The sequence below is a fragment of the Natronomonas sp. CBA1123 genome, assembly GCF_009741925.1.
Classification (GTDB): Archaea; Halobacteriota; Halobacteria; order Halobacteriales; family Haloarculaceae; genus Natronomonas.
Window position 1 is genome coordinate 49,006 of record NZ_WPCC01000009.1, and the last position, 24,658, is coordinate 73,663.

General features: G+C 64.8%; 24 protein-coding genes and 3 pseudogenes. 15 read left to right on the forward strand and 12 right to left on the reverse strand.

All coding sequences use genetic code 11. The annotated features are described in order from the left end of the window. Window positions 1-123 precede the first annotated feature (123 nt). Window positions 124-1,346, forward strand: a pseudogene (locus tag GJ631_RS06340) (CBS domain-containing protein). A 33-nt stretch (window positions 1,347-1,379) separates the two neighbouring features. Here GJ631_RS06340 and GJ631_RS06345 read toward each other — a convergent pair. Continuing rightward, complete coding sequence (locus GJ631_RS06345) at window positions 1,380-2,348, reverse strand: calcium/sodium antiporter (RefSeq protein ID WP_156708348.1); 969 nt, start codon at window positions 2,346-2,348, stop codon at window positions 1,380-1,382. A gap of 261 nt (window positions 2,349-2,609) precedes the next feature. Between GJ631_RS06345 and GJ631_RS06350 the strand changes: the two genes are divergently transcribed. Then, window positions 2,610-3,632, forward strand: coding sequence for a transcription initiation factor IIB family protein (locus GJ631_RS06350; protein ID WP_156708349.1), 1,023 nt, complete (start codon window positions 2,610-2,612; stop codon window positions 3,630-3,632). A 157-nt stretch (window positions 3,633-3,789) separates the two neighbouring features. On the opposite strand, the gene GJ631_RS06355 is transcribed toward GJ631_RS06350, so the two are convergent. Next, complete coding sequence (locus GJ631_RS06355) at window positions 3,790-4,542, reverse strand: proteasome assembly chaperone family protein (protein WP_370518569.1); 753 nt, start codon at window positions 4,540-4,542, stop codon at window positions 3,790-3,792. A gap of 156 nt (window positions 4,543-4,698) precedes the next feature. Here GJ631_RS06355 and GJ631_RS06360 point away from each other — a divergent pair, with 156 nt between their 5' ends. After that, complete coding sequence (locus GJ631_RS06360) at window positions 4,699-5,238, forward strand: DUF1684 domain-containing protein (protein WP_156708351.1); 540 nt, start codon at window positions 4,699-4,701, stop codon at window positions 5,236-5,238. 186 nt (window positions 5,239-5,424) lie between these two features. Here the strand turns inward: GJ631_RS06360 and GJ631_RS06370 are convergent, their stop codons facing one another. Next, window positions 5,425-6,219, reverse strand: coding sequence for a YihY/virulence factor BrkB family protein (locus tag GJ631_RS06370; protein WP_156708352.1), 795 nt, complete (start codon window positions 6,217-6,219; stop codon window positions 5,425-5,427). Window positions 6,220-6,369: 150 nt separating this feature from the next. On the opposite strand from GJ631_RS06370, the pseudogene GJ631_RS06375 reads away from it, so the two are divergent. The 4 genes and pseudogenes from GJ631_RS06375 (at window position 6,370) to GJ631_RS06390 (ending at window position 11,261) form a co-directional block, all read left to right on the forward strand. Then, window positions 6,370-8,929, forward strand: a pseudogene (locus GJ631_RS06375) (calcium-translocating P-type ATPase, PMCA-type). Between the two features lie 67 nt (window positions 8,930-8,996). Beyond that, complete coding sequence (locus GJ631_RS06380) at window positions 8,997-9,284, forward strand: DUF211 domain-containing protein (protein WP_156708354.1); 288 nt, start codon at window positions 8,997-8,999, stop codon at window positions 9,282-9,284. A 2-nt stretch (window positions 9,285-9,286) separates the two neighbouring features. Then, a complete protein-coding gene (locus GJ631_RS06385; protein ID WP_370518570.1) occupies window positions 9,287-9,868 on the forward strand; it encodes a VIT1/CCC1 transporter family protein in 582 nt (193 codons plus the stop codon). A 70-nt stretch (window positions 9,869-9,938) separates the two neighbouring features. Continuing rightward, window positions 9,939-11,261 carry an APC family permease gene (locus GJ631_RS06390; RefSeq protein ID WP_370518571.1) on the forward strand — a complete coding sequence of 441 codons (1,323 nt, stop codon included), beginning with the start codon at window positions 9,939-9,941 and terminating at the stop codon, window positions 11,259-11,261. A gap of 16 nt (window positions 11,262-11,277) precedes the next feature. Here GJ631_RS06390 and GJ631_RS06395 read toward each other — a convergent pair whose 3' ends face one another. After that, complete coding sequence (locus GJ631_RS06395) at window positions 11,278-11,622, reverse strand: DUF6684 family protein (protein WP_156708355.1); 345 nt, start codon at window positions 11,620-11,622, stop codon at window positions 11,278-11,280. Between the two features lie 81 nt (window positions 11,623-11,703). On the opposite strand from GJ631_RS06395, the gene GJ631_RS06400 reads away from it, so the two are divergent. Further along, the gene (locus GJ631_RS06400; protein ID WP_156708356.1) at window positions 11,704-12,807 is read left to right on the forward strand and encodes a 3-hydroxyacyl-CoA dehydrogenase; all 1,104 of its coding nucleotides are present in this window, start codon (window positions 11,704-11,706) and stop codon (window positions 12,805-12,807) included. 24 nt (window positions 12,808-12,831) lie between these two features. Here GJ631_RS06400 and GJ631_RS06405 read toward each other — a convergent pair whose 3' ends face one another. Then, entirely contained in the window at window positions 12,832-13,344 is a 513-nt protein-coding gene (locus tag GJ631_RS06405) for a TspO/MBR family protein (protein WP_156708357.1), read from the reverse strand. Between the two features lie 161 nt (window positions 13,345-13,505). Between GJ631_RS06405 and GJ631_RS06410 the strand changes: the two genes are divergently transcribed. After that, window positions 13,506-14,303 (forward strand): hypothetical protein, encoded by a 798-nt coding sequence (locus GJ631_RS06410; protein WP_156708358.1) that lies wholly within the window; start codon window positions 13,506-13,508, stop codon window positions 14,301-14,303. Window positions 14,304-14,317: 14 nt separating this feature from the next. On the opposite strand, the gene GJ631_RS06415 is transcribed toward GJ631_RS06410, so the two are convergent. The 5 genes from GJ631_RS06415 to GJ631_RS06435 form a co-directional block, all read right to left on the reverse strand. Further along, window positions 14,318-15,967, reverse strand: coding sequence for a thiamine pyrophosphate-binding protein (locus GJ631_RS06415; RefSeq protein ID WP_156708359.1), 1,650 nt, complete (start codon window positions 15,965-15,967; stop codon window positions 14,318-14,320). 89 nt (window positions 15,968-16,056) lie between these two features. Beyond that, complete coding sequence (locus GJ631_RS06420; RefSeq protein WP_156708360.1) at window positions 16,057-16,557, reverse strand: peroxiredoxin; 501 nt, start codon at window positions 16,555-16,557, stop codon at window positions 16,057-16,059. Window positions 16,558-16,619: 62 nt separating this feature from the next. Then, on the reverse strand, window positions 16,620-17,495 hold the full coding sequence (locus tag GJ631_RS06425; RefSeq protein ID WP_156708361.1) for an SDR family oxidoreductase: 876 nt from the start codon (window positions 17,493-17,495) through the stop codon (window positions 16,620-16,622). Between the two features lie 191 nt (window positions 17,496-17,686). Further along, on the reverse strand, window positions 17,687-18,268 hold the full coding sequence (locus GJ631_RS06430) for a DsrE/DsrF/DrsH-like family protein (RefSeq protein WP_156708362.1): 582 nt from the start codon (window positions 18,266-18,268) through the stop codon (window positions 17,687-17,689). Between the two features lies 1 nt (window position 18,269). After that, window positions 18,270-18,515, reverse strand: coding sequence for a sulfurtransferase TusA family protein (locus tag GJ631_RS06435; RefSeq protein ID WP_156708363.1), 246 nt, complete (start codon window positions 18,513-18,515; stop codon window positions 18,270-18,272). A gap of 264 nt (window positions 18,516-18,779) precedes the next feature. Here GJ631_RS06435 and GJ631_RS06440 point away from each other — a divergent pair, with 264 nt between their 5' ends. The 5 genes and pseudogenes from GJ631_RS06440 (at window position 18,780) to GJ631_RS06460 (ending at window position 22,695) form a co-directional block, all read left to right on the forward strand. After that, complete coding sequence (locus GJ631_RS06440; protein ID WP_156708384.1) at window positions 18,780-19,973, forward strand: MBL fold metallo-hydrolase; 1,194 nt, start codon at window positions 18,780-18,782, stop codon at window positions 19,971-19,973. 8 nt (window positions 19,974-19,981) lie between these two features. Continuing rightward, window positions 19,982-20,539 (forward strand): YeeE/YedE family protein, encoded by a 558-nt coding sequence (locus GJ631_RS06445; protein WP_156708364.1) that lies wholly within the window; start codon window positions 19,982-19,984, stop codon window positions 20,537-20,539. After that, complete coding sequence (locus GJ631_RS06450) at window positions 20,539-20,997, forward strand: YeeE/YedE family protein (protein ID WP_156708365.1); 459 nt, start codon at window positions 20,539-20,541, stop codon at window positions 20,995-20,997. The genes GJ631_RS06445 and GJ631_RS06450 overlap by 1 nt, the downstream gene beginning before the upstream one ends. Window positions 20,998-21,027: 30 nt before the next feature. Continuing rightward, window positions 21,028-22,213 (forward strand): annotated as a pseudogene (locus GJ631_RS06455) (inorganic phosphate transporter). A 77-nt stretch (window positions 22,214-22,290) separates the two neighbouring features. Next, window positions 22,291-22,695, forward strand: a complete 405-nt coding sequence (locus GJ631_RS06460; RefSeq protein WP_156708366.1) for a helix-turn-helix domain-containing protein — start codon at window positions 22,291-22,293, stop codon at window positions 22,693-22,695. A gap of 53 nt (window positions 22,696-22,748) precedes the next feature. Here GJ631_RS06460 and GJ631_RS06465 read toward each other — a convergent pair whose 3' ends face one another. Then, on the reverse strand, window positions 22,749-22,952 hold the full coding sequence (locus tag GJ631_RS06465) for a hypothetical protein (protein ID WP_156708367.1): 204 nt from the start codon (window positions 22,950-22,952) through the stop codon (window positions 22,749-22,751). Window positions 22,953-23,052: 100 nt separating this feature from the next. Between GJ631_RS06465 and trxA the strand changes: the two genes are divergently transcribed. Further along, window positions 23,053-23,409, forward strand: coding sequence for a thioredoxin (gene trxA, locus GJ631_RS06470; protein WP_156708368.1), 357 nt, complete (start codon window positions 23,053-23,055; stop codon window positions 23,407-23,409). Between the two features lie 6 nt (window positions 23,410-23,415). Here trxA and GJ631_RS06475 read toward each other — a convergent pair whose 3' ends face one another. Continuing rightward, window positions 23,416-24,657, reverse strand: a complete 1,242-nt coding sequence (locus GJ631_RS06475; protein WP_156708369.1) for an RNA-guided endonuclease TnpB family protein — start codon at window positions 24,655-24,657, stop codon at window positions 23,416-23,418. Between the last annotated feature and the right edge of the window lies 1 nt (window position 24,658).

A 24,658-nucleotide genomic window follows, 5' to 3' on the forward strand; every position in this document is an offset into this window, starting at 1 on the left:
AGAACCGTCGGCGGTTACTTCTGCTTCGACAGCGAAGTACGAAGTGCCGACAGTGCAGTTGCGACTGCAGTTCCGGCCAGCGGTACAGCGCGACAGAACGGACGCGGACGGACACCGACACCCATGGATATCACTACTATCGTATCGGAAGAGTACGTGCAGTTCCCCCCGGAGACACCCGTCTCGAAGCTCGCTGGAGCGTTCGAGGACCCCTCGGTCACGGGGGTCGTCGTCTACGGCGACACCTTCGAGGGCGTGGTCACGCGGCGCCAACTCGCGGGGTCACACCACCAGCCAAACGAGAAACTCGCCTCGCTGGTCTGGCACGTCCCCGCGGCTTACCCCCCGACGAGGACGTCCGAAAAGTCGCGCAACTCATGATAGACGCCGACTCGCAGTTCCTCCCCGTCTTCGAGGGCGAGGAGTTGGTCGGCGTCGTCACCGCCGACGACGTACTCGAAGCGGTCCTGCCGTACCTCGATGCGGCGACCGTCGCCGAAGCGGCGAGTACCGACCTCGTCACCGTCGACCCGGCGGCGAGTTTCGGCGAAGCACTCCACGTCTTCCGGGAGCACCGCATCGCCCACCTCCCGGTCGTCGAAGACGACACCGCAGTCGGCATCCTGAGTCTCTACGACGTGACCGACTTCACGGTCCGGTCCGGAGACCAGAGCCAGGGCGGTGACGGCGGCGGCACCGACTCCTTCGGTGGCGACATCTCCGCCAGTTCCGGCCGCACCCACGGCGGCTTCGGCGCCCGAGAGGGGGAACTCGAGCGGGTGTTGGACCTACCGGTCCGCGATATGATGGTGTCGCCGGTGCGGACGATTTCGCCCGAAGAGACCCTCGACGTGGCCGTCGAGCGGATGTTCGACATGGGCGGGTCGTCGCTCGTCGTCACCGACGACGGCTCCCCGCACGGCATCGTCACGAAGACCGACGTGCTCGATTCACTCACGTGGGAGGCCGGCGGCAACCGCGCGGTGCAAGTGTACGGCGTCGACTTGGTCGACGACACGGACTACGACGACATCGTCGCGATGGTCGAGAACTTCGACGAGAAGGACGGCGGGATGAGCGTGTTGGACGCGAAAGTCCACCTCCACGAACACGACGAGAAGCTCCGGGGGACGCCGCTGCTGTTGGCCCGGATTCGCCTGCACACCGACAGAGGCCTCTACATCGCCTCCGGCGAGGGGTACGGTGCGAGCCACGCGCTCAACGAGGCGCGTGACGCCCTCGAGCGACAGATTCGCGACCGAAAGACGAAGGGCAAAAGCAAGAAGCACCCGGACGAGGCGTTCTGGGAGAAACGCTTCGGCTGGATGCTCGAAGCCGAACCCTGAGCGACGGGGCGGCCGTGAACCTCGAAGCCTGCCTCACAGCAAGGTTCCGAGGTTCATGATGAAGAGCACGTAGAGGAGCAGCAGTATCGTTCCCTCCGACCGCGTTATTTCTCGGTCCTGCGTGATGAAGAAGTACAGTACGGTTACCAGAACCATCACGGGAAGGCCGTACCCGCGGATGCTGTTCGGAACCGCGAGGTCGCCGATGAAACTCGGTACCCCCGTGACGAGAAAACTGTTGAACAGGTTCGAGCCGAGGACGTTTCCGACGGCCAGCCCCGGCAGTTCCCTGCGGACGGCCATGACGCTGACGACGACTTCGGGGAGGGAGGTCCCCAGGGCGACGGCGGATATCGCTATCAGTTCGGTGCCGATTCCAAGCGACCCCGAGATGTCGATTATCGACTCGACCAGAACGTACGCCGCCCCGAAGACGACGGCCATGCTCACCAACAGAAGCGCGTAGGTTTTGGGGCCCGCCGTCGGTTGCTGTTCGGCGTCGGGTTCGTCCTCGACGAGTTCCTCGACGAGCATGCCGACGTAGCGGTCCTTCTCCGAGATGGTGAAGTGGACGTAGACGGCCAGTGCGGCCAACGCGAGGACGCCCTCGTACCACGAGAACGGCGAGTTCCACACCGCGAGAATCAGGAAGACGGCGGATGCGACCAACAGCGGTAAATCGACCTCGACGAGCTCACGGATGACGCGGATGTCGCCGCCCACCACCGCGGCGATGCCGAGAACGAGCAGCATGTTCGAGACGTTCGAGCCGACGACGCTCCCCATGACGATTTCGGAGGCGCCCTGACTCACGGCCAGCATCGAAGACACCAGTTCGGGGAGCGACGTGCCCCCGGCGACGATGGTCACACCGATGACGAACGGCGAGATGCCGAACGAGAGGCCGATTCGTTCGGCCGCGGAGGTGAACGCGTCGGATGCCACAAGCAGAACGGCGAGGCTCACGACGAACAGCGCCGTGGAGACGACGACATCGACCATCTGTGCGACCGTAGACCCAGTGGCGGGTTAGTAATACCGACCGTACGGCCGTGCCAGAAGCCACCCGAAAGTCCCCGGACGTGATTCGCCACCGCTGCGTTGCGGGAGTTTATAACCACTTCGGTTTTCGCAGTTGATATTTATATAGTTTGCGAAACTTTTATAAGTAAAGAACAATTACATAGAGTGAAGACAGTTCGGAAAAGGGCGTTTCAGCCCTCGACCCTCCGCCGGCGAACAACCGGGAATCATCCCTCCAGCATGACTCAGAAACCCACACTTTCGACGTACGACAGTACCGAAGACGAGACCGAAGCCCCCGTCGAAACGGAGGGGGCCGAACAGACGACCGAACACCGACAGGACGCGCTGACCTGTCCGGAGTGTAACGGCCGGCTCGAAAGCGGCGGCGCAGAGACCGTCTGTGCCGACTGTGGCCTCGTCGTCGACGACGAACAAATCGACCGTGGGCCGGAATGGCGAGCGTTCGACGCCAGCGAGAAAGACGACAAGAGCCGTGTCGGCGCCCCGACGACGAAGATGATGCACGACGACGGCCTCTCGACGAACATCGGCTGGCAGAACAAAGACGCCTACGGCAACTCGCTGTCGGGCAGCCAGCGCAAGAAGGTCCAGCGAATGCGCACGTGGAACGAGCGGTTCCGCACCCGTAACAGCAAAGAGCGCAACCTCAAGCAGGCTCTCGGCGAGATCGAACGGATGTCGTCGGCGCTGGGACTCCCCCAGAGCGTCCGGGAGACGGCGTCGATGATCTACCGACAGGCGTTGAAAAACGACATGCTGCCCGGGCGCTCGATCGAGGGCATGGCGACGGCATCGCTGCACGCCGCCGCCCGGATGGAACAGTTGCCCCGGTCGATCGACGAGCTCACCGCCGTCAGTCGCGTCGGCGAAGTGGAGTTCAAACGCGCCTACCGCTATCTGAACCGCGAACTCCAATTGGAGGTCCAGCCCCCCGACCCCAACGAGTACCTCCCGCGGTTCGCGAGCGAACTCGGCGTCGATGAGGCTACCGAGCGCCGCGCCCGCGAGTTGCTCGATGCTGGAAAGCAGGCCAACCTCCACTCGGGGAAATCGCCGGTCGGCCTCGCTGCCGCCGCACTCTATGCGGCCGCCCAGTCGACCCCCGAGAACCTCACCCAAAGTGATGTCTCGAAGGCGACCGACATCTCGGAGGTCACCATCCGGAACCGCTACCAGGAGTTGCTCGAAGTCGACGGCGCCGCGCGTGCCGACAACGGCGAGCCACCGGTCGCGGTCTAACGACCCGAGCCGACCGGCTCGAGGACGCCCGTAAGCGTCGGGACGCGAAACGGCCGCTTACGATTCGTCTGCCTGTCCATCTTCGACCCAATCCCGAGCATCACCGATAGCCGCTCGCCGAAGCGCAGACGGCGACAGTCAGCTGCCCCGTCGGCTGTTACTGGTACATCCCCGCTGTCCGTGGGTCCGGCTCCTGTTGTTGTTGATACTGTTGGAGCTGTTCGGCGATCTGTTGTTTCTGCTGTTGGATTTCCTCGGCCTGCTCGAGCAGTTCCTGCGTGTCGATATCGAACTCGACGAGCGGTTCCAGTGCGTCTTCGATGACCGCACGGGCGGCCCCCGGGTCGGGAATGTAGGGGTTCGAACGGACGAGGAGCACCGCCGCCGGAACGTCATTGCGATAACAGTCGTCCAATAGCGCACCGGTTACGCCTCCGATGACACCCGACCCATCGGCCAGGGTGATTCCCGCCTCGGTCATCGAGGTCTCTAACTGGTCGCTCGTGGCGACGCCGGCGACTTCGCCGATTTCTTCTTGGGACTCCGCGGGAGCCCCTGCGAGGAAGACGGCGCGTTCGAACTCGTCGGCCACATCGCTCAGAACGCAGCGACTCAACGAGTCGACTGCCGTGGGGGGAATCGGGACATCGCTTTGCAGAGTCATCACGTCGGGGTCCTCACCGGCATAGACGCGCACTGCGTCGCGAACCCGACCCTCCTCGAACGCCGCGACCGAGGGGAAATCGTCGGAGACGATACTGCCGTGCTGTTCTAACCCGAGTTGCTTCGTGATTTGGTCGACCGCGATGGAGGCGACCAACCCCAGGCCGGGAAGCCCCTCGATAAGCGTCGGCGAGTCGGCCGTAAGTTCTGTCGTCTTCTCGAAACGGGTCGATGAATCAGGAGACACTACAGGACACCAACCCATCAGTCGGGCCGTGGGACTTAATTCGTGTTGCCCGTTCCCGTGGCGTGGGAACGGCGCCAGTGCCCTCAGGGAATCTCGTCGCTCGCGACGGTCTGGAACTGCCGAACATATAGAAGCACGCGGGGGCGATACAATGGTATGGGCACAGACTGGAAAACCGCCATTCGAGAGGACCGCGAGGCGAAAGACGAGTACTTCGGAACGAACGCACACTCGCCGATTCCGCCGGAAGAGCGAAACGCCTTCGAGGGGCTTTCCTACTACGGACTCGATGACTCCTATCGGTTCGAACTCACCCTCCACGAACACGACGACAAGGAGACGGTGACCGTCGCAACGAGCACCGATGGCGAGCGGGAGTATCTCCGGTGGGGAGAGTTCCGGTTCGAGGTCGACGGCGAGGCTGTCACACTGCAGGCCTACAAGAGCGACCCCGACGACGACCGACTCTGGGTACCGTTCCGTGACACGACGAGCGGCGAGGAAACCTACGGTGCCGGTCGGTATCTCGACCTCGAACCCGAAACCCACCGGACCGACGACGGGACGTGGATTCTCGATTTCAACGAAGCGTACAACCCGACCTGTGCGTACTCCGACCAGTACGAGTGTCCCCTCCCGCCGACCGAAAATTGGCTCGAAGTACCGGTCGAAGCCGGCGAGAAAGCGTATCACTAGAGGCGAGAACACGTGAGCGTCGAAACACTCTGTCAGATCTGCGAGGCGGCACCTGCCGAGCACCAGTGTTCCCGGTGTGGGGCGCTCGTCTGTCCGGCCCACTACGACGTGGAAACGGGGCTGTGTACCGACTGCGCTGCGGAATATCGGGGCACGCCGTCGGGCGAGTGAGGCAGTACGCCGCGACTACTCGGCGGGGACACCGATCTGGGCTCCGTCGACGTATCGACAGTTGACGGCGACCCCGAGCATGAGCAGCAGCGAAGCGATGTAGAGGCTGGTCAACAACAGGAGAACCCCGCTCAGCGTGCCGTAAATCGCGTACTGAGGCGCCTGTCGGACGTACACCTGAACGATGACGTGGAGGACGGTCCACCCCGACGCGGCGAAGACGGCACCCGGGAGCGCCGACCGCGGTCCCGACACCACATTCGAAGGGACGTAGTACATCGGCAGGAACACCACCGTGAGCGCGCCGAGCAGCACGCCAGCGGCGACGCTGTCGAAGAGGATGCTGTCGGCGAACGCAAGCGAAACGGCGCTCGTCGTCACGAGGACGAGTCCCGAAGCGGCGAGCGACCCGATGACGACCACGCCGTCGCGGAGTCGAGTCGGTCGGCGTCGGCCGCTGGAGGCCGACCGCTCGATTCGACCCAGTACCGTCAGGAACGCCACTGCGGCGTTGGCACTCGTCCAGCCGAGTACGGTGACCGAAAGCACCGAGGCACCGGTTCGACCCGACACCGACGCGAGCGCGTTGGCGAACAACTCCCGCGCCGCAGGCGTCAGATACAGCGTCATCGACTCCTCGACGCCAGCAGCGAACCGGGGGCCGAACACTGCAAGCCCCAACAACAGCAGGGGAACGAGCGAGACGAACGTGTAGTACGCCAGTGCGGCAGCCGGATACTTCACGTCGTGTTCGTACGCCACCCTGAGGAGTGCAACGACATCGCGAACACCCCGAGCCGAGAGCTCCATATGAGGTATCCAACGTTCGGGCCCAAAACTCGTTGCCCTCGATTGGCTGCCGAACTCGGCGAGCAACCCCCGTACTGACCGCGCTCGGTCGTCCGTGGACGCCCGCCAAGAGGCACAGTACCATTACCCACGGGGCCGAACAGTGCGACAGTGTCCGATAGCCCTCACAGCCAGTCGGCCGAGGAGGTCCTCTCCACCCACGACACCAGCGTCGAGGGACTCTCGGAGGGGGTGGCGGCGGAGCGACTCGAAACGCACGGCCCCAACGACGTCGTCAAGGGGAGTGCGCGCACGTGGCCGAAAATCCTCCTCGCACAGTTCGACAGCGTTCTCATCTGGGTACTCCTGGCCGCCGCCGCGCTGTCTATCGTCGCCGGTCACGCCGTCGACGCCGTCCTCATCGCCGTCATCGTCGTAGCCAACGGGCTCTTCGGATTCGTCCAGGACTACCGCGCCGAACAGAGCCTCGACGCGCTCCGTGAGTTGACCGCACCGACGGCGACCGTCCGACGCGGCGGCGACGCCATCGACGTCACCGCGACGGAACTCGTCCCCGGTGACGTCGTGGAGTTGTCCAGCGGCGACGTCGTGCCGGCGGACGGACGGCTCCTCGAGGAGACGGACCTCGAAATCGACGAGGCGGCGCTGACGGGCGAAAGCGCTCCCGTCTCGAAAGACCCCGACCCCGTCGCGGCCGACGCGCCGCTTGCCGACCGGACGGGAGTGGTGTACAAGGGGACGAACGTCACCCGCGGCAGCGGCGTCGCGGTGGTCACCGCAACCGGGATGGACACCGAGGTGGGAGCCATCGCTCGCGAGTTGGCGGCGACCGAAGAGACCGAAACGCCCCTCCAGCAGGAACTCGACGAACTGGGGCGGTACCTCGGCATCGGCGTGGTCGTGTTGGCCCTGTTGGTCGTCCCGCTGTTGTTGTTCCGGGGGACCGAGCCCATACAAGCCGGGCTGACGGCGATTTCGCTGGCCGTCGCCGCCGTCCCTGAGGGGTTGCCAGCCGTCGTCACCCTGACGCTCGCCCTCGGCGTGCGGAAGATGGCCGACGAGAACGCGCTGGTTCGGAGCCTCCCGGCGGTCGAAGCCCTCGGTTCCGTCGACGTCATCTGTACCGACAAGACCGGAACGCTCACGGAAGGGCGAATGACCGCGAGCAGGGTGTGGACGAACGACGCGGTCGTCGAACTCGACGAGACGGAACAGGACGGCACCTCCGAGCAGGTCGAACTGCTGTTGCGGGCCGGCGCGCTCTGTAACGACGCCACCACCGAGAAGGGCGACCCAACCGAGAAGGCGTTGGTCGTCGCCGCCGAGGAGTACGGCTTCGACGTCGAGACGCTTCGGGAGGAGAACCCCCGAACCGACGAGATTCCGTTCTCTTCCGAACGGAAGTGGATGGGGACCGTCCACGGCGACCGCGGCTACGTGAAAGGCGCCCCGGAGGTCGTCCTCTCGAAGTCGAGTCGCATCCACACGGCCGACGGTCCTGCCGACCTCACCGACGAGGCCGCCGAGGGCGTCCGCGAGCAGGTGAAAACGTTCGCCGACGACGCTCTCCGGGTGCTTGCAGTCGCCTACGCCGACGACCCCGACGACATGGACTCGGAGTTGGTGTTCGTCGGACTCATCGGCCTCATCGACCCGCCGCGTGAGGAGGTCGCCGAGGCGATTGCGGCGACCGAACGCGCCGGTATCGGCGTGAAGATGATAACCGGCGACAACGTCCGGACGGCAGCCGCCATCGCAGGGTCACTCGGGATGGGACGGACGGTCACCGAGGGCAAGGAAATCGAGACGATGAGCGACGATGAACTCCGCGAGCGCGTCGAGACCGCCGACGTGTTCGCCCGCACCTCGCCGGAACACAAGGTCCGCATCCTGCGTGCGCTCAAGGACAACGGCCACGTCGTCGCGATGACGGGCGACGGCGTCAACGACGCCCCGGCGCTGAAGAGCGCCGACATCGGCATCGCGATGGGGATTCGCGGCACCGACGTGGCCAAACACGCCAGCGACGTGGTGTTGCTCGACGACAACTACGCCACCATCGAGCGGGCCGTCGAGCGCGGACGCGCCATCTTCGACAACGTCTGGAAGTTCGTCGCCTACCTGCTCAGCGCGAACGTCGCCGAAGTCGCGCTCGTCTTTCTCGCCTCGCTGTTCGGCTATCTCGTCTTGCCTGCGGTGCAGTTGCTGTGGATTAACCTCCTCACCGACGGGTTGCCGGCGCTGGCGCTCGGCGCCGACCCCCCAAAGCGGCGACGTGATGGAGCGGCCGCCCCGGGAGTCCGACCGCGGCATCATCGACCGCCGGATGCTCGGCCTCATCGGCGGCACTGGCGCGGTGTCGACCGTGCTCATGCTCGGATTGCTGTTTTACACGCTCGGCGGAGCCGCCGCTATCACGCCGTACGCGATGACGATGGTGTTCACCGGGTTCGTCGCCCTCGAATTCGAGAAACTGTACGTCATCCGGTGGCTGCGGGAGACGCCGACGTTCTCGAACCCCTGGCTTGCGGTCGCCGTCGTCTCGTCGCTGGTGCTCCAGTTGGCGGTGCTGTACACGCCGCTCAACCGATACTTCGGAACCGTCCCCCTCGGCGTCGCCGACTGGGGCGTCATCGGTGTCGTCCTCGCGGTCGCGCTGCCCGCTTACCTCGCGGTCGTCGCGCTGCTCAAGCGCACGACGCCGGCTTGAGGGTAGCGCGGGCGCCAAAACCACTGCTCCGGGATACCCTTTTGGACGGCGAGGTTGTCCACAACGTATGTCCACAGTTCGCCGGCTCGTCATCGACGTGTTGAAACCTCACGAACCCTCGATTCTGGAGTTCACGACGCAACTCTCCGGCATCGAGAGCGTCGAGGGCGTCACGTCGTCGCTCATCGAACTCGACAAGGAGGTCCAGAACGTCAAACTGACCTTCGAAGGCGAGGACGTGGCTTTCGATGCAATCGAGGAGCGAATCGAGAGCCTCGGCGGGACGGTCCACTCCATCGACCAGGTCGCCTGCGGCGAGTACATCGTGGCGGACCACCCGACGCTACAGGACTGACTGTGGCCTCGATTCGACGGCAACTCCGGCGACTCCTCGGACGGGAAGGCGTCCTCTCCATCGCCCGGCGCTACTTCGTCTCCAACGGGTTCGACGGGACGCTCACCAGTATCGGCGTCATCGTCGGCGCCGTCCTCTCGGGTGTCCCCAGCGGCGCGACGGTCATCAAAATAGGGCTGGGCGCGGCGGTCGGCCTCGGAACGTCGGCGGTCTGGAGCGTCTGGGAAATCGAACGCGCCGAAACCAAGGCCGAACTCAGACGCATCGAGCGGGCGATGCTCGTCGACCTCGACGACACCCAAATCGAACGCGAACAGCGCGGTGCCCGCCTGTTTCACGCGACGATGAGCGGCCTCGGCCCGCTCATCGGCATCCTCATCCCGCTCACCCCGTTTCTCTTCGAGGGAACGCTTTTCACGATGGTCGAAGCCGCACTCATCGCGGTCGCACTCGGTATCGGGGTGCTGGGTGTCTTCGGGGCGTACATGGGCTCGATGTCCGGCCAACGCTGGTACGTCGCCGCGGCCCGGATGGCGCTTGCCGGGTTGGTCGTCGCGGTAATCAACGTCTTTTTGCCCGGTTGAACGGCCCCTTGCGACCGACCCGAACGCCTCAGCGGTCAAGTTTTATTGTCACTCCTCTGGAACGAGGGTCGTGGCAGCAAGCAACACCCCACAGTCGGACGCCGATATCGGCCTGTTGGACGCCGTCGCCATCGAGGTCGGTCTCATCATCGGCGGCGCGCTGTTCGCGCTGGTCGGCGTCGGCGTCGACATCGCCGGAACGGGCGTCGTGTTGTCGTTCGGCGTCGCCATAACCATCGCCGTCCTCGGGTTGGTTCCGACGGCGATGTTGGGTGCATCGTTTCCGACGACGTGTGGACACTACCGCTACCCCGCCCGGTTCGTCTCGCCGGCACTGGCGTTTCTAGCGGCGTGGGGCCTCGGCATCAGCATGTTCGCCGGCGGGTTGCCGCTGTACGCGCTGACCGCCGGCGAGTACCTGACGGCGCTGGTTCCGTTCTCGGCGACCGCGAGCGGCATCGCCCTGCTGACGCTGTTTTTCGTGTTGAACCTCTTCGGGATTCGACTCGCAGCGAAAGTCCAACTGCTGATGTTCGTGGGGTTGGTCGTCGCGTTGGGTGCGTTCGTCGCCTTCGGCGCTCCGACCGTCGAGGCGGCGAACCTCACCTCGCCGTTCGCCAGTGGGCCGGTCGGGATTCTCGCGGCCGCGGGCGTGCTGTACTTCACCTGTCTGGGCGCGAACTTCGTCATCGACATCGGCGGCGACCTCCGGGATGCGACGGTGACGATTCCGCGGTCGTTCCTCCTCTCCATCCCGCTGGTCTTCCTGCTGTACGTCTCCGTCGCCGCCGTCGCCGTCGGGTCGCTGGGCGTCGAAGCGATGGCGGGACAGACCCTCGAAATCGCCGCCGAGCGGTTCCTCTCGCCGGCGTTCCAGACGGTGTTCATCATCTGTGGAGCGCTGTTCGCCGTCGCGACCAGTCTCAATGCGACGTTCATCCTGATTCCGAAGTACGCCGAGGCCCTCGCCGACGACGGCGTGTTCCCGGCCGCCCTCGGCGCCACGAACGACCGCTTCGGGACGGCCCACTGGACGCTGCTCGGAACCTACCTCCTCAGTGCGGCCATTCTGCTGGCACCGCTTCCATTCGAACAGTTGGGGACGATGCTGGCCTTCGGCGGCGCGCTCGTCGTGACGGTCGTCATGCTAGCGGCCATCAGCGTCCTCCGAGACCCACCTTCGGAGTTCGACCGCGAGGCGTTCCCCGTCTCGACGCGAGTCGTCTACGCGATGGCGGTGCTTGCGGTGCCGCTGAACCTGCTTCTCATCGCACTGCTCGCGACCCAATCGACGACGCTGTTTCTCGCGTGGGCAGGACTGGTCGCGCTGGGGGTGCTGTTCTATCACGTCCGAACCGACGGCATCGGGTCGACTGCCGAGGCCGTCGAGTAGGCCCCCAAGTGGACTTTCAGTCGTCGTCCGCCGAGACGACCTCCGCGTCGGCTCTGGAGTACCCCGGCGGCGTCGCCGAATCATCCTCTCGTTCGGCTCTCGTGACGGCCCGCGCGGCGTAGTAGGTCAACACGAGCAACACGACCGCGGGGACGACGATGAGCGACATCTGGACGAAGACCACGAGCACGTCGCTCGGATACGACCCGTAGGTAACGAACAGGGCCACGAAAAACAGGAGTATCCCGAGTGGAATCGCGTTAACCAATACGTCGAGAAACACCTCGCGGTCGAAGAGTCCGTCGCGGTTCGACATATCCGGGCGGTCGCCGCCCTCGAGACTATCGATTGTGCCGAACATGTTCCCGTGTGAAACAGTCCGGTGCGACCGCTACATCTATTAAGGGATGGCTGACACATCACCGACGGAGCAACACAGACAATGACAATCGAGCGAACGGGCGTCGTCGGCGCGGGACTGATGGGTCGCGATATCGCCGGACTGCTGGCGAACGCCGGCTATACGGTCACGCTGGTCGACGTCGACGCCGACGTGTTGGCCGAGGCACGAGCGTATCACGAGGAGACGCTGGAGGCGGAACTCCGCGCCGGTGGCCTCGAGGTATCGGACCGGCCGGCCCAGCGAATCGACTACGACACGGACATCGAGGCGCTGTCGGACGCCGAGTTCGTCGTCGAAGCCGTCCCCGAACGGCTCGACCTCAAACGCGGCATCGTCGCCGACCTCGAAAGCGCCCTCGACAGCGAGGCGATTATCGGGACGAACACCTCCTCGTTGACGCCCGGTGACATCGCCGCCGAGATGGACCACCCCGAACGGGTCGTCCTGTTTCACTTCGCGAACCCCGCACTTCGCCGCGACATCGTCGAGATATCCGGCGACGAGGCGAGCGACCGCGCCCTCGAAATCGCCCACGAGGCCGCCGAAGCCATCGACCGCGAGCCGATTCGACTCGGCCGGGAGTACCGCGCCAACGGCCTCTCGCGGCTGTCTGCGAGCATCAAATGCGCCGCGACGTGGGAACTGCTGGAGGCCGACCCCGCGGCCATCGACACCGCCGCGAGAAACGTCGGCTTCGACCGCGGGCCGCTGGAACTCATCGACCTCATCGGTCTCGACGTCCACCTCGCGACCGTCGACAATCTCTCGGAGGTGTACGGCGACCGCTACGCCCCGCCGCCGGAAATCCGCGACCGGATGGAAGAGTTGGTCGACTCCGGCCGCCTCGGCAAGAAATCCGGCGCGGGCTTCTTCGAGTGGGACGGCGAGGCGTGTCTGATGGCCGACCCCGAGGAGCCACACGACATCCAGCCGATTTTGGCCGCGCTGGTCAACGAGGGCCACCGCCTCGTCGAGGACGGCATCGCCGACGAGGCGACGGTCGACGAGATTCTCAAACGCGGCGGCGACAGCGAAATCGGCCCCTTCGACCTCGAGGAGATGTTCGGCACCGACGCGCTGCGGGAGACCCTCGAGGAGCGCCACGAGGAGACGGGCGCGGCCGTCTACGACACCGTCTTCTGAGTGGCCGTCGGAGCGTCTCGGCGGTCAGTTCAGCGTCCAGAAGCCGTAGTTGAGATACGTCGCAAAGGAAACCCACAGCAGGTACGGGACCAGGAGTATGGCCGCCCGGCGGTCGACGCGGCCGAAGGCCCACATCGTCGCGACGATGAGCACCCAGAGTGCGAGGATGACCGCGAGTCCGAGGCCGATTTCGCGCGCCCCGAAGAAGACGGCCGACCACCCGAGATTGAACAGGAAGTGGACGGCGAAGACGCCGACGGCGAGCCGAACCGCCTCGGGGTCGGCATCTGCCTGCCGCCACACCAGCCACAGGGCGACGCCGATGAGCGCGAACAGGGTCGTCCAGACGGGGCCGAACACCCAGTTCGGCGGCGCCAGCGCCGGCTGTTGGAGCGAGTCGTACCACGCGCCGAGTCCCTGTACGGTGAAGACGGCGCCCGAGGCGCCGACCACCTCGACGGCGAGGACAGCGACGACGAGGGCGAGGAGCGGGCGTTCAACGGCCAGTTCTCGGAGGTCCGACCGGAGAGAGGTCATACAGAAGGGTTCGGCCGAACGGACAAATACGTACGCTCGAGCGAGCGCCGACACGTTGAGCATCCTCGGAAAAGCCACGACTCTGCAGAGCGAAACCGCCGAATCAGCAGCATACAAACGCCAGCGCACTCATTTATCGTCTCTGCTGACGTATCGGAGCCATGTATTCGAGCCGCACGCTATCGTTGTTCGTCGTCGTCATGGTCGTCCTCGCCGGTTGTGCCAGCGGCGGCGATGTCGCCCCGAACGGCGATGCGGAGACTCCCTCGGGTGAGACGGTCGACGGGGACCGAGACGACGCCGAGGCGTTTTCGCTCGGTGACACCGAGCAGACTCTCCGTGAGGCCGGCAGTTTCACCGTGACGTGGCAGTACACCGGCGTCGACAGGAACGGCATCGAGACCGACGTCACTCGCGAGTTCTACGCCGACTTGGGCGCGGAGCGCTCGCATACGGTAATCGCCACGGGTGACGGCGGCGACGACAGCGTCACCTCCGAGCAGTTCGTCGCCAACGGCGTCACCTACGCGCGCACCGGGTCGGGCGATGCGGCCTCCTACGCCGTCTACGAGGGTACGACGGATGTGGTCGGTACGGCCATCGCGCTCTCACAAGCCCGAGCGTACGGCGCGGACGACGACCTGGCGTATCGCGGAAGCGAGACGTTCGACGGCGTCGCCGTCGACCGCTACGAACTCTCCGCGGCCAGTTCGGCTATCATCCGGGCCGGTGGCGTGGCCGCCGGGTCGGCCGACGAGTTCGAACTCACCGACTTCGAATACACCGTCCTCGTCGACGGGGACGGCCTCTCGCGCTACGAAGCGTGGTCCTTCGCCGGCCGAACGCCAGAAGGGGAGACGGTGAGCGGGGAGTGGACGTACTCGCTGACCGGCGTCGGGTCGACCACCGTTCCGGACCCCGAGTGGCTGGCCGACGCGCAGGCCCAAGTCGCGAATTGAGGCTGCTGCGATACTCAGACCAGTATCGGCGGAACGGCGAAGGGGTCGACCTGCACGTCGAGCAGCGTCGGTTCGTCGCCCTCGATGGCGTCGGGCAGCGCCTCGGTGAGTTCGTCGGGCGTCTCGACGGTTTCGCCGCGACAGCCGAACCCGCGGGCGATGGCGGCGTAGTCGACGCCCTCGTGGAAGTCCGTCGAGAGCTGGAAGTTGTCGGTGCCTATCTGACTGGCCTTCGAGGAGCCGAGCCCATCGTTGTTCAACACGACGACGGTCAGCGGCAGGTCCTCGCGAGCGGCCGTCTCGAGGTCGGCGATGTGATAGCCAATGCCGCCGTCCCCGGAGAGGGCGACGACGGGCGTGTCGGGACGAGCGAGTTGGACGCCGATGGCCTGCGGGAGACAGACGTTGATGCCGTCGCTGCCGCGGGCCTGCAGGTAGCCGAGGCCGGGTTCTTCGATCTCGTAGAAGGCCCCCGAGAAGAACCCCGAGTAGCTGGTGGCGCTGACGAGAATCCCGTCGGCCGGAATCGCCTCGTTCAGTTCGTCGACGACGCGGGCGGGCGCGACCGGTTCGGCGTCGCTCCGCAAATCGCCCTCGTGGGAGGCCCGCCACTCGGTTCGGTCGGCGTCGAGCGACTCGATTCGGTCGGCACGGTCGGCGTAATCCTCGGCGTCGAGACAGTCGTTCAGCACCCGAAGCGTCGCCCGAACGTCGGCCTGTATCGCCACGTCGGCGGCGTAGTTCTTCCCCAGCCACGCCCGGTCCAAATCGACGTGGACGATGTCGGCGTCGTCGGCTATCATCGACCACCCGACGGTGGTGAGGTCGCTGAATCGCGTTCCAAAGCCGACGACGAGGTCGGCGGCTTCGAGGGCGTCGTTTGCGGTCTCACAGAACCCCCACCGCCCCGCGACGCCGAGTGCGTACGGTTCGGTCTCGGCGACGGCGCCCTTGCCGTTTATCGACGTGACGACCGGCGTGTTCGTCCGTTCGGCGAACTCGGTCAGTGCCTCGCTGGCGTCGGCCCGAACCACGCCCTCGCCGGCGAGGACGACCGGCGCCTCGGCGGCTTCGAGACGGTCGAGCGTCGCCGCGATGCGTTCGGGATTCGGGGCAGGACGGTCGGTCGGATACGACGCGTCGACTGCGGCCGGCGAGTAGTCGATTTCTTCCTCGAACACGTCGCCGGGGAGGTTGACGTGGGCGGGTTTCGGCACCCCGGTCGTCATCTGTCGGAGTGCCGATTCGACGGCCTCGACGGCGCGGTCGCCGGATTCGGCGTCGAAGGTCACCTCGGCGTGTGGGCCGAGTATCGCCTCGTTGTCGCCGTCCTGTATCACCTCGCGGCCGCGGATGTCGCGTTCGTTGTCGCCGGTGAGCGCGAGAACGGGACTGGAGGCGCCGTCGGCCTCACACAGGCCCGCGCTCATGTAGGCGGCGCCGGGGCCGCCGACGCCGTCGACGACGCCGACCGTCCGGTTCGCCCGGGCGTAGCCGTCGGCCATCAGCGCCGCACTCGCCTCGCTGCGGCCCAAGACGTGTCGCAGCGAGGAGTCGGCGAGACTCGAGTAGTAAGGGTCCATCTGCTCGCAGGGGAAGCCGAACACCGTGTCGATTCCGCCCGCTTCGAACAATTCTACGATTTCGTCTGTTGTGCCTGTCATCGTCGTCTCGACCCGAAAGAGTCGGCCTGACCGTTACGTTCAGTCGACAAAAAGCTACTCCCGTCAAACGACGGACGCCGAGGAGGCTGTCACTCGCTGTCGACTCGGAGGTCGTCCAGTTCGGCCAGTAGGTCGTCGATTTCGGGCCGGTCGAACGTCGAGCGCCCCTGGTGGACGTAGGCGATTTGGGGACCCGACCCTCGGCGGTCGACGATGACCACCTCCGGCATCCGGCCGAAGAAGTCGCTGAACCGCCCGAGAATGCCGAACCGGACGGGCTGGTCGTAGCTGTCGCTGACCGACGCCTCGGGGTCCGCGAGCAGTGGATAGGGGAGGTGGTAGTTCGACTGCCACTCGGCGGCGCGCTCGCGGGGTTCGGGTAGCACCGACACTACCTCGGCATCCCGGTCGTGGAAATCGCCGACGCGGTCGGCGACCGTCTGAACCTGACTCCGACAGTTCGTGCAGTAAAAATCCCGCTGGAAGAAAATGACGACGAACGAAACGTCGTCGGGCAGCGCCGACAGCGAAAACGGGTCCGGTCCCGGCCCGACGTTGGGAAGCGAGAAGTCGACGGCCTGACTGTCCATGTTTTGACGAGGGGCCGGCGATACAAAGCCGTTTGTGGGGGAGTGGCCGGTTCGCCGCCGAACTACTCGTAGGTGTGCGTGTAGCCGCCGTCGAACAGCAGGTCCCCGCCGTTGAGGTGTTTGGCATGCGAGGAGAAGCCGAAGACGAAGAGGTTCGCCACCTCGATGGGCATCATCAACTCCTTCGTTCTGGCCTGTCCGAGCATCACGTCCTCGACGACCTCCTCCTCGGAGATGCCCCGCTCTTCGGCGGTGTCGGTGATTTGATTCGCCATCAGCGGCGTCAACACGTAGCCGACGCTGACCGAAAAGCCGCGTAGCGTTCCCTCGCCCTCGGCGGCGATAGAGCGCGTCAGGCCGTTGAGACCGTGTTTCGCCGTAATGTAGGTCGCCTTGTCGCGGGTCGCGTACTGGCCGTGGACCGACGACATGTTCGCGATTGCGCCGACGCCGTCGTCGGTCGCCTCGATGTGGGGCATGACGTGTTTCGACAGCAGAAACGGCGCCCGCAACATCACGTCCATCATGCGGTCGTACTCCTCGGTTGGGAACTCGGGGATGGAGGCGATGTGTTGCATCCCGGCGATGTTGGCGAGATACCGAATCGACCCCTCCTCGCTTGCGGCGTCGACGGCGGCCTCGATGTCGGTGCTATCGGTCAAATCGCACTGAGTGGCGACCATCCGGCCGTCAGCATCGAGCGATTCGACCGTTTCGACGGTTCCGTCGAGTCCGTCTTCGTCGACGTCGAGTCCGACGACGGTCAGGCCGTTGACCGCGAGCGCGATGGCGGTCGCCCGTCCGATGCCCGACGCGGCGCCGGTCACGACGGCGACGGTGTCACTCGAGAAGCGGTCGTCCTCGAGTCGGAGAACACGGTCTTCGGTAATCGGCGGCGGCGACAGCGAGTCGTCGTCCTGAGACGGTTGTGAGGCCATACCACTACATCGACGACGAGACGGTATGGATTCCAAGGTTTACATTCGAACCGTCGTCGGTCGAAGACCGCATCAACTTCGAAATCGAGGCCGGATGTCGGGACAACCGCCGCGTTCAGCAGTTCCGACGCTGTCGGGTGCTGTGAGCACAACGGAACGAAGGAACGCCACGGCGCGGCGCGGAAAAAGCCTTAGACGAGCAGTTGGATGTCGGACTCCGCCATGTGCTGGAGCGCGGTGGCGGCGCCGACGCCGACGGTCACTTCGTCGTAGAAGTCGTCTTCGTCGTACTCCATCAGCTCGATGGTCATCTGACAGGCCTGTAGTTCGACGCCTTGGTCGATAGAGAGTTCGATGAGCTCTTCGATTGTGGCGGTGCCGTTGTCAGCGATGCGCTTTTCCATCATCTTCGTCGCCATGCTGTCCATCCCCGGGAACGCCGCGAGGGCGTTCGGCATCGGCATACTCGGGTTGCCGACGGCGGAGAGTTTCAGGTCCTTGGACTTCTCCTCGTGGAGGATGTCCAGTCCCCAGAACGTGTGGAAGACGACGACGTCCCAGCCGAACGCGGCGGCCGTCGACGCAAGGATGAGCGGCGGGTACGCCATGTCGAAGGTCCCCTGCGTGGCGACGATGGTCATCTTCTTCGTGTCGTCTGCGGTGTCGGTTTCCAGCGTGGCGACTTTGTCCTCCAGCTCCTCGATTCGGGCCTGAAGTTCTGCCTCGGTCAGCGGTTCGCCGTCGGCCGACGCTGCGGGCGTGTCCGTACTCATATTACGCGGTCTTTTCGACGTAGTGTTTGTACACGTCGCCGTCCTCGACCTGGTCGAGGAGTTCGACGCCATCGGTTCCGGCCGCCCAGCCGTCGAGGTCGCTCATGCTACCGGAGTCTGTCGCCACCACTTCCAGTACCTCACCAGCTTCGAGGTCGTCGATGGCTTGCTTCGTTTTCACGACCGGCATGGGACACGATGCACCTTTCACGTCGAGCGTCTGCGAGATGTCGAATTCTGCACTCATTGTTGTTTCTTCACTCCGTGTTCTGTATTGGAGCTATCGCACAATATAGGTTCGGGGGATAAAAGAATATCGGTTCTTGCACTATCCTCAAACAACTGTCCGAGGCAGCCATACTTGATAGTACTACGTGTGAGCGCGTTTTCTGACCCGTCTCGGAGATATAGGCGGGGCAGTGCCGGATGGCCACACACATTGTATTGTGCTATAGATGAACTACTATGCAAACTCTTTAGTACATCCACCCAGTAAGGGAGCATGTACGACATGAACGCCGAAGACTTCCCAACGCCGGACGAACCGGTTGACTCGATTACCCCTGAAGCGCTGAAGGACCGAATCGATTCCGGCGAGGATATCACCATCCTCGACGCTCGCATGGAAGCCGACTACGACGAATGGCACATCGACGACGACAACGTCACCACCATCAACGTCCCCTACTTCGAGTTCCTCGACGAGGAAATCGACGAGGACGTCCTCGAAGCGATTCCCGATGACCGCGAAGTGACCGTCCTCTGTGCGAAGGGCGGCGCAAGCGAGTTCGTCGCAGGCACCCTCGCCGAACGCGGCTACGAGGTCAACCACCTCGAAGACGGCATGAACGGCTGGGCCCGCATCTACGAGGCCGTCGAAGTCACCGACTACGACGGCGCCGGCACGCTCCTGCAGTACCAGCGGCCCTCCTCGGGCTGTCTCGGGTACTTCCTCTACGACGACGGCGAAGCCGCCGTCATCGACCCGCTGCGTGCCTTCACCGACCGCTACCTCGAAGACGCCGACGAACTGGGCGTCGACCTGCAGTACGCCTTCGACACCCACATCCACGCCGACCACATCTCCGGGCTGCGCAACCTCGACGCCGAGGGCGTTGAGGGCGTCATTCCGGAGGCCGCGGTCGCACGTGGCGTCACCTACGCCGACGAGCTGACGACTACCGAGGACGGCGACACCTTCGACGTCGGCGACGCCACCATCGAGACCGTCTACACGCCCGGCCACACGACGGGCATGACCTCGTATCTCGTCGACGACTCGCTTCTGGCAACCGGCGACGGCCTCTTCATCGAGAGCGTCGCCCGCCCCGACCTCGAAGAGGGCGACGACGGCGCCCCCGAGGCCGCACGCATGCTGTACGAGTCGCTCCAGGAGCGCGTCCTCACGCTGCCCGACGACACGCTCATCGGCGGCGCTCACTTCAGCGACGCCGCCGAACCGGCCGACGACGGCACCTACACCGCACCCATCGGACAACTGGTCGAGGAGATGGACGCGCTGACGATGGAGGAAGACGACTTCGTCGAACTCATCCTCTCGGACATGCCGCCACGTCCGGCCAACTACGAGGACATCATCGCGACGAACCTCGGACAGAACGCCGTCGACGACGAGGAAGCGTTCACCCTCGAACTCGGGCCGAACAACTGCGCCGCGAGCCAGGAATCCCTCGCGGGTGACTAACACCGCCGATGGTGACTGACCTACTCGTACTCCAGGTGGCCGCCGAGCTGTTCCCCAACGGGGTCAGTCGCTACGCCGTCGGTGGGCTGCTGGTCGGCCTCGGAGCCGTCGTAATCTACCTGGGAACGGGCATTCCGGCCGGCGCGAGCACGTTCCTCGAGTCGACGCTCTCGTACGTCTCGGACCAATCGCGGTTCCAGCAGTACGTCCCCTCCCGGGATTGGCGCGTCGTGTTCACGGTCGGTATCATCCTGGGGGCGACGCTGTTCGCGGCGACGGTCCAGTCCGGCGTCATCACGACATCGCTGTACGAGCCCGGCACCACCGGCCAGCTGTATGAGGTCGCCGGCGTGACGCTGTGGTTGACCGACGTACAGCCGTGGCGGCTGTTCCTCGGTGGGATCTTGGTCGGCATCGGCACCCGAGTCGGCAAGGGGTGTACGTCCGGCCACGGCGTCTGTGGCGTCGGTTCGGCGTCGAAGACGTCCATCGTCGGCGTGGTGACGTTCATCCTCGTCGCCATCGGAACGGCTCAGCTCGTCGCAGCACTGGGGGTGAGTCCGTAATGGCGGACCGCCATCCCCTGTTCATGCCGCTGATACTCGTCGGCGGCCTGATATTCGGATTCGGGCTCGGATTCAGCCACATGGCGCGGCCGGAGGTCGTGTTGAACTTCCTCCAGTTCGAGGACTTCGGACTGGTGTTCGTCATGTTCGGCGCGGCCATCGTCACCGGCATCGCCTTCGCGGTGATGCCCCGACTCCGGGACAGTGCGCCGCTGACCGGCGACCGCTACGAGCGGCGCCTGAAACCCTTCGACAAGAACGTCCTCATCGGCGGCGCCATCTTCGGCGTCGGCTGGGGGCTGTCGGGCATCTGTCCCGGCGCGGCGTACGCCAGCCTCGGCGTCGGCAACGTCACCATCCTGTGGGCGCTGGCCGGCATGTTCGTCGGCGCGTACGCACAGGGCGTCTGGCGGAGTCGAACGGCCGACACCGCCGCTGCGGCCCCGGCTGACGACTGACACCCCGTTTCTGATTCGTTTCTACACTACATGGAACCCTCCATCATCGTCCTCTTCGTTGTCGCAGGACTCGCGAGTCTGTTCATGGCGTGGGTCATCGGCGCCGGCTCCAGCGGTGCGACCCCCTTCGCGCCGGCGGTCGGCGCGAACGTCATCTCGACGATGCGTGCGGCGTTCGTCGTCGGGATTTTCGGCTTCGCCGGCGCCGTGACACAGGGTGCAAACGTCTCCGAGGCCGTCGGTCGCGGCCTCGTCGGCGGCATCACCCTGCCGGCGACGGCCGTCATCGTCGTGTTGCTCATCGGCGCCGGACTGATGGCCATCGGCATCAAGACCGGCTACCCCATCGCGACGGCCTTTACCGTCACGGGGGGCGGTCATCGGCGTCGGCTTCGCCCTGGGCGGGTCGCCGGTGTGGCCGAAATACCAGCAAATCGGCGCCGTCTGGCTGCTGACGCCGTTCGTCGGTGGCGGGATGGCCTACGGTATCGCGAGCGTGCTTCCCCGCTCGGACGTGCCCGAACGATTCAGCGTCTCGCTTCTGGCGGGCGGCGTCGGGTTGGTGCTGGCCAACGTCACGTTCACGGGACTGGGCCCGGACGGAGCGCCCGGGTCCGTGGTCGGCGCTGGCGGTCGACTCCTCGGAGTCGACCACTGGGCCGTCCCAGTGGTGCTGTCCGTGGCCGTCGCCCTCGCCGTCGCTGCCGTCGTCTACGCCGACATCCGGCGCGACGAGACTGGCGGACTCAGACGTGTGCTGTTGGCCTTCGGGTCGCTCGTGGCCTTCTCGGCCGGCGGTAGTCAGGTCGGCCTCGCGGTCGGCCCCCTGTTGCCGCTGCTCGACGACGTGGGGATGATTTCGCCGCTCGTGGTGTTGGTCGGCGGCGGTGCCGGGATTCTCGTCGGCTCGTGGACCGGTGCGCCGCGGATGATTAAATCGCTCTCACAGGACTACTCCTCGCTGGGGCCACGGCGCTCCATCGCCGCGCTCGTCCCGTCGTTTCTCATCGCCCAACTCGCCGTGCTGTTGGGCGTTCCCGTCTCGTTCAACGAAATCGTCGTGAGTGCGATAATCGGCAGCGGCGCGGCGGTCGGCGGCTGGGACAGCGTCAGCGCGCGCAAAATCCTCCTGACGGTCGGCGCGTGGATTGCGTCCTTCGGCCTCGCCTTCGTCGTCGGCTACGCCGCCATGGCGTCGCTCGTGTTCCTCGGGTGAACCGGCGGAGACGGCAGGATTGTGTATTTCCTACACAAGTCTTTTAACCGCGTGGTGCCTACCGGGGAACGATACTAATGCCAGATTCGATGTCCGAACAACTCCAGCAGGACATGGAGTGTGAAGGACTCCTCGAGTGTTTCCACGGTCTCAAACAGCTCGACCGAGAGTGCTTTCAGGCGCTCGTCGACGCCGCGGAACCGCTCACAGTGGACGAAATCGCCGAAGCGGTCGACCGCGAGCGCTCGACGGCCTACCGCTCGGTCCAGCGACTGCTCCAGACCGGCTTCATCCAGAAAGAGCAGGTCAACTACGACCAGGGCGGCTACTACCACGTCTACTTCCCGACGGACTCCGAGAAGATTACCGACGACATGCAGCGAATGTTGAACGACTGGTACGCGAAGATGGGCCAGCTCATCCAGGAGTTCGAGAACAAATACGAGGAAGGCGAGATGGTCGCGCCGTCGGCCGAAAGTTAACGCCGAAGGCGTCGTCGGAGCCGTGGAACGCGAGGGGGCGGGGGGTACTCACCCTACTCCGCATACAGCAGTGTCCGTCCACACTCCGGGCAGACGTACGGGACGGGCGTCAGAATCTCGTCGGCGCGAAAGCTCCCGAGGAAGCCCTCGTCTGACCCCTCCGAGACGATAGAGAGCTCTCCGAGTGCGTCCGTTCCCTGTAGTTTCATCTGTTCGAGCGGCTCCTCACAGTCCGGACAGCGCTTTTCGGTCGACATCTACCCTGGCCTACGCTCGGAGGGGAAATGAGCCTCGTGAAAACAGTATTGTCTGCTTTGTCCAAAACTCTTAATTACTGCCGACTCATACGGAGGAGTGATGACAACCGAAACGACGTCCGACGCCGGGTCGGCGGCGCCGACCGAGCCCGTCCACATCGGAAACACGAACGAACTGAACGACCTCGTGGCCGAGCAGGACGTAGTCCTGACGGACTTCTACGCCGACTGGTGTGGTCCCTGTCAGATGATTGCGCCCGTCGTCGAGCGACTGGCCGAAGAGACCGACGCCGCGGTCGCGAAAGTCGACGTTGACGCAAACCAGCAGTTGGCGGCCGCCTACGGCGTCCGTGGGGTGCCCACGCTCGTCCTCTTCGCCGACGGCGAGCAGGTCGAGGAAATCGTCGGCGTCCAGGGCGAGGACCAACTCCGGTCGCTCATCGAATCGTACGCGTGAACTACCCTACTCGCTCACGGCTGACGCCGTTGGCTCCTTGAGGGTAGGGCTTCCTGCTTCCACGACGCGCTTTGCAGATACAGGCGTATCCACAGGGAGCGCAGTCTCCACAGGCGTTGATTCGGAGTATCCCACTCCTACGTCTTCGAGGCCGCGAGAAAGGATGTTCCACGCCGCGTTCGCATCTCTGTCCGCCTCAAACCCGCAGGCGGGACAGGAGTGTTCACGGACCCACAACGGCTTGTCGGTCGAAACGCCGCACGACGCGCACTCTTTGGTCGTCCCTCTCGGGTTGACCGCGACGAAGTGCGTCCCTTCTCGCTCACACTTGTATTCGAGCAACGAGAGGAACGTTCGCCACGCGGCAGACGCCGTGTTGCGGCTGTTCGACGGTGACTCCATCATCCCCTTCACGTTCAGGTCCTCGACCGCCACGAGATCGTATTCCCGAGCATAGTACGCCGAGAGCTTGTGCAGAAAGTCGCGGCGCTTCCGACGGAGGTCGGCGTGACACTCCGTGACTCGCCGCCGTTGCTTCTCGTAGTTGTTCGACCCGTGCTGTTTGCGCGAGAGTTTCCGTTGCTCGCGCTCCAAGCGGTCGCGTTCGTCTGAGAGGTCGAGCGACCCGACAGCCGTGCCGTCGGTGTCGTGGGCGTACTTGAGAATCCCCACGTCGATACCGACGCACGTCTCGGGGTTCTCAGGCGGTTCGGGTGGTTCGCGATCCATTTCGACGCCGAAGGTGGCGAACCACTCGCCCGTCGGTTCCTTCTTGACCGTGACCTGTTTGAGCTTCGCGTCGTCGGGGATGGCGCGGTGGAGCCGAATCGGTATGTCTCCGAGTTTCGAGAGTGACAGGACAGTCTGACCGCCCTTCTTGTCGAGCTTGAAGCCAGACTGACTGTACGTGAAACTGCGGAACTCGCGTGGTGGCTTCCACTTGAGGTGACCGACGCCGTAGCCATTTTCCTTGAGTTTGGAGAGTCCTTTGAGGTTGTCGAACAGGCGTTCCACGACGGTTTGGAGAACCTTCGAGTACACGTCCGAGAGGTCATCCCACCACTGCTTGAGGTCGGGGAGTTCCGACCGGAGCGTGGTCATGGACGGTAGTTCGCCGTGTTCGTCTTGGTACTCGTTGAGGCGGTAGAGCGTGTGGTTGTAGAGTTGCCTACAAATGTCACGGTGGCGGTCCAACTCCTCGCGGTGGGCGTCGGACGGCTTGAGACGGTACTTGTAGGCGTAGTACATT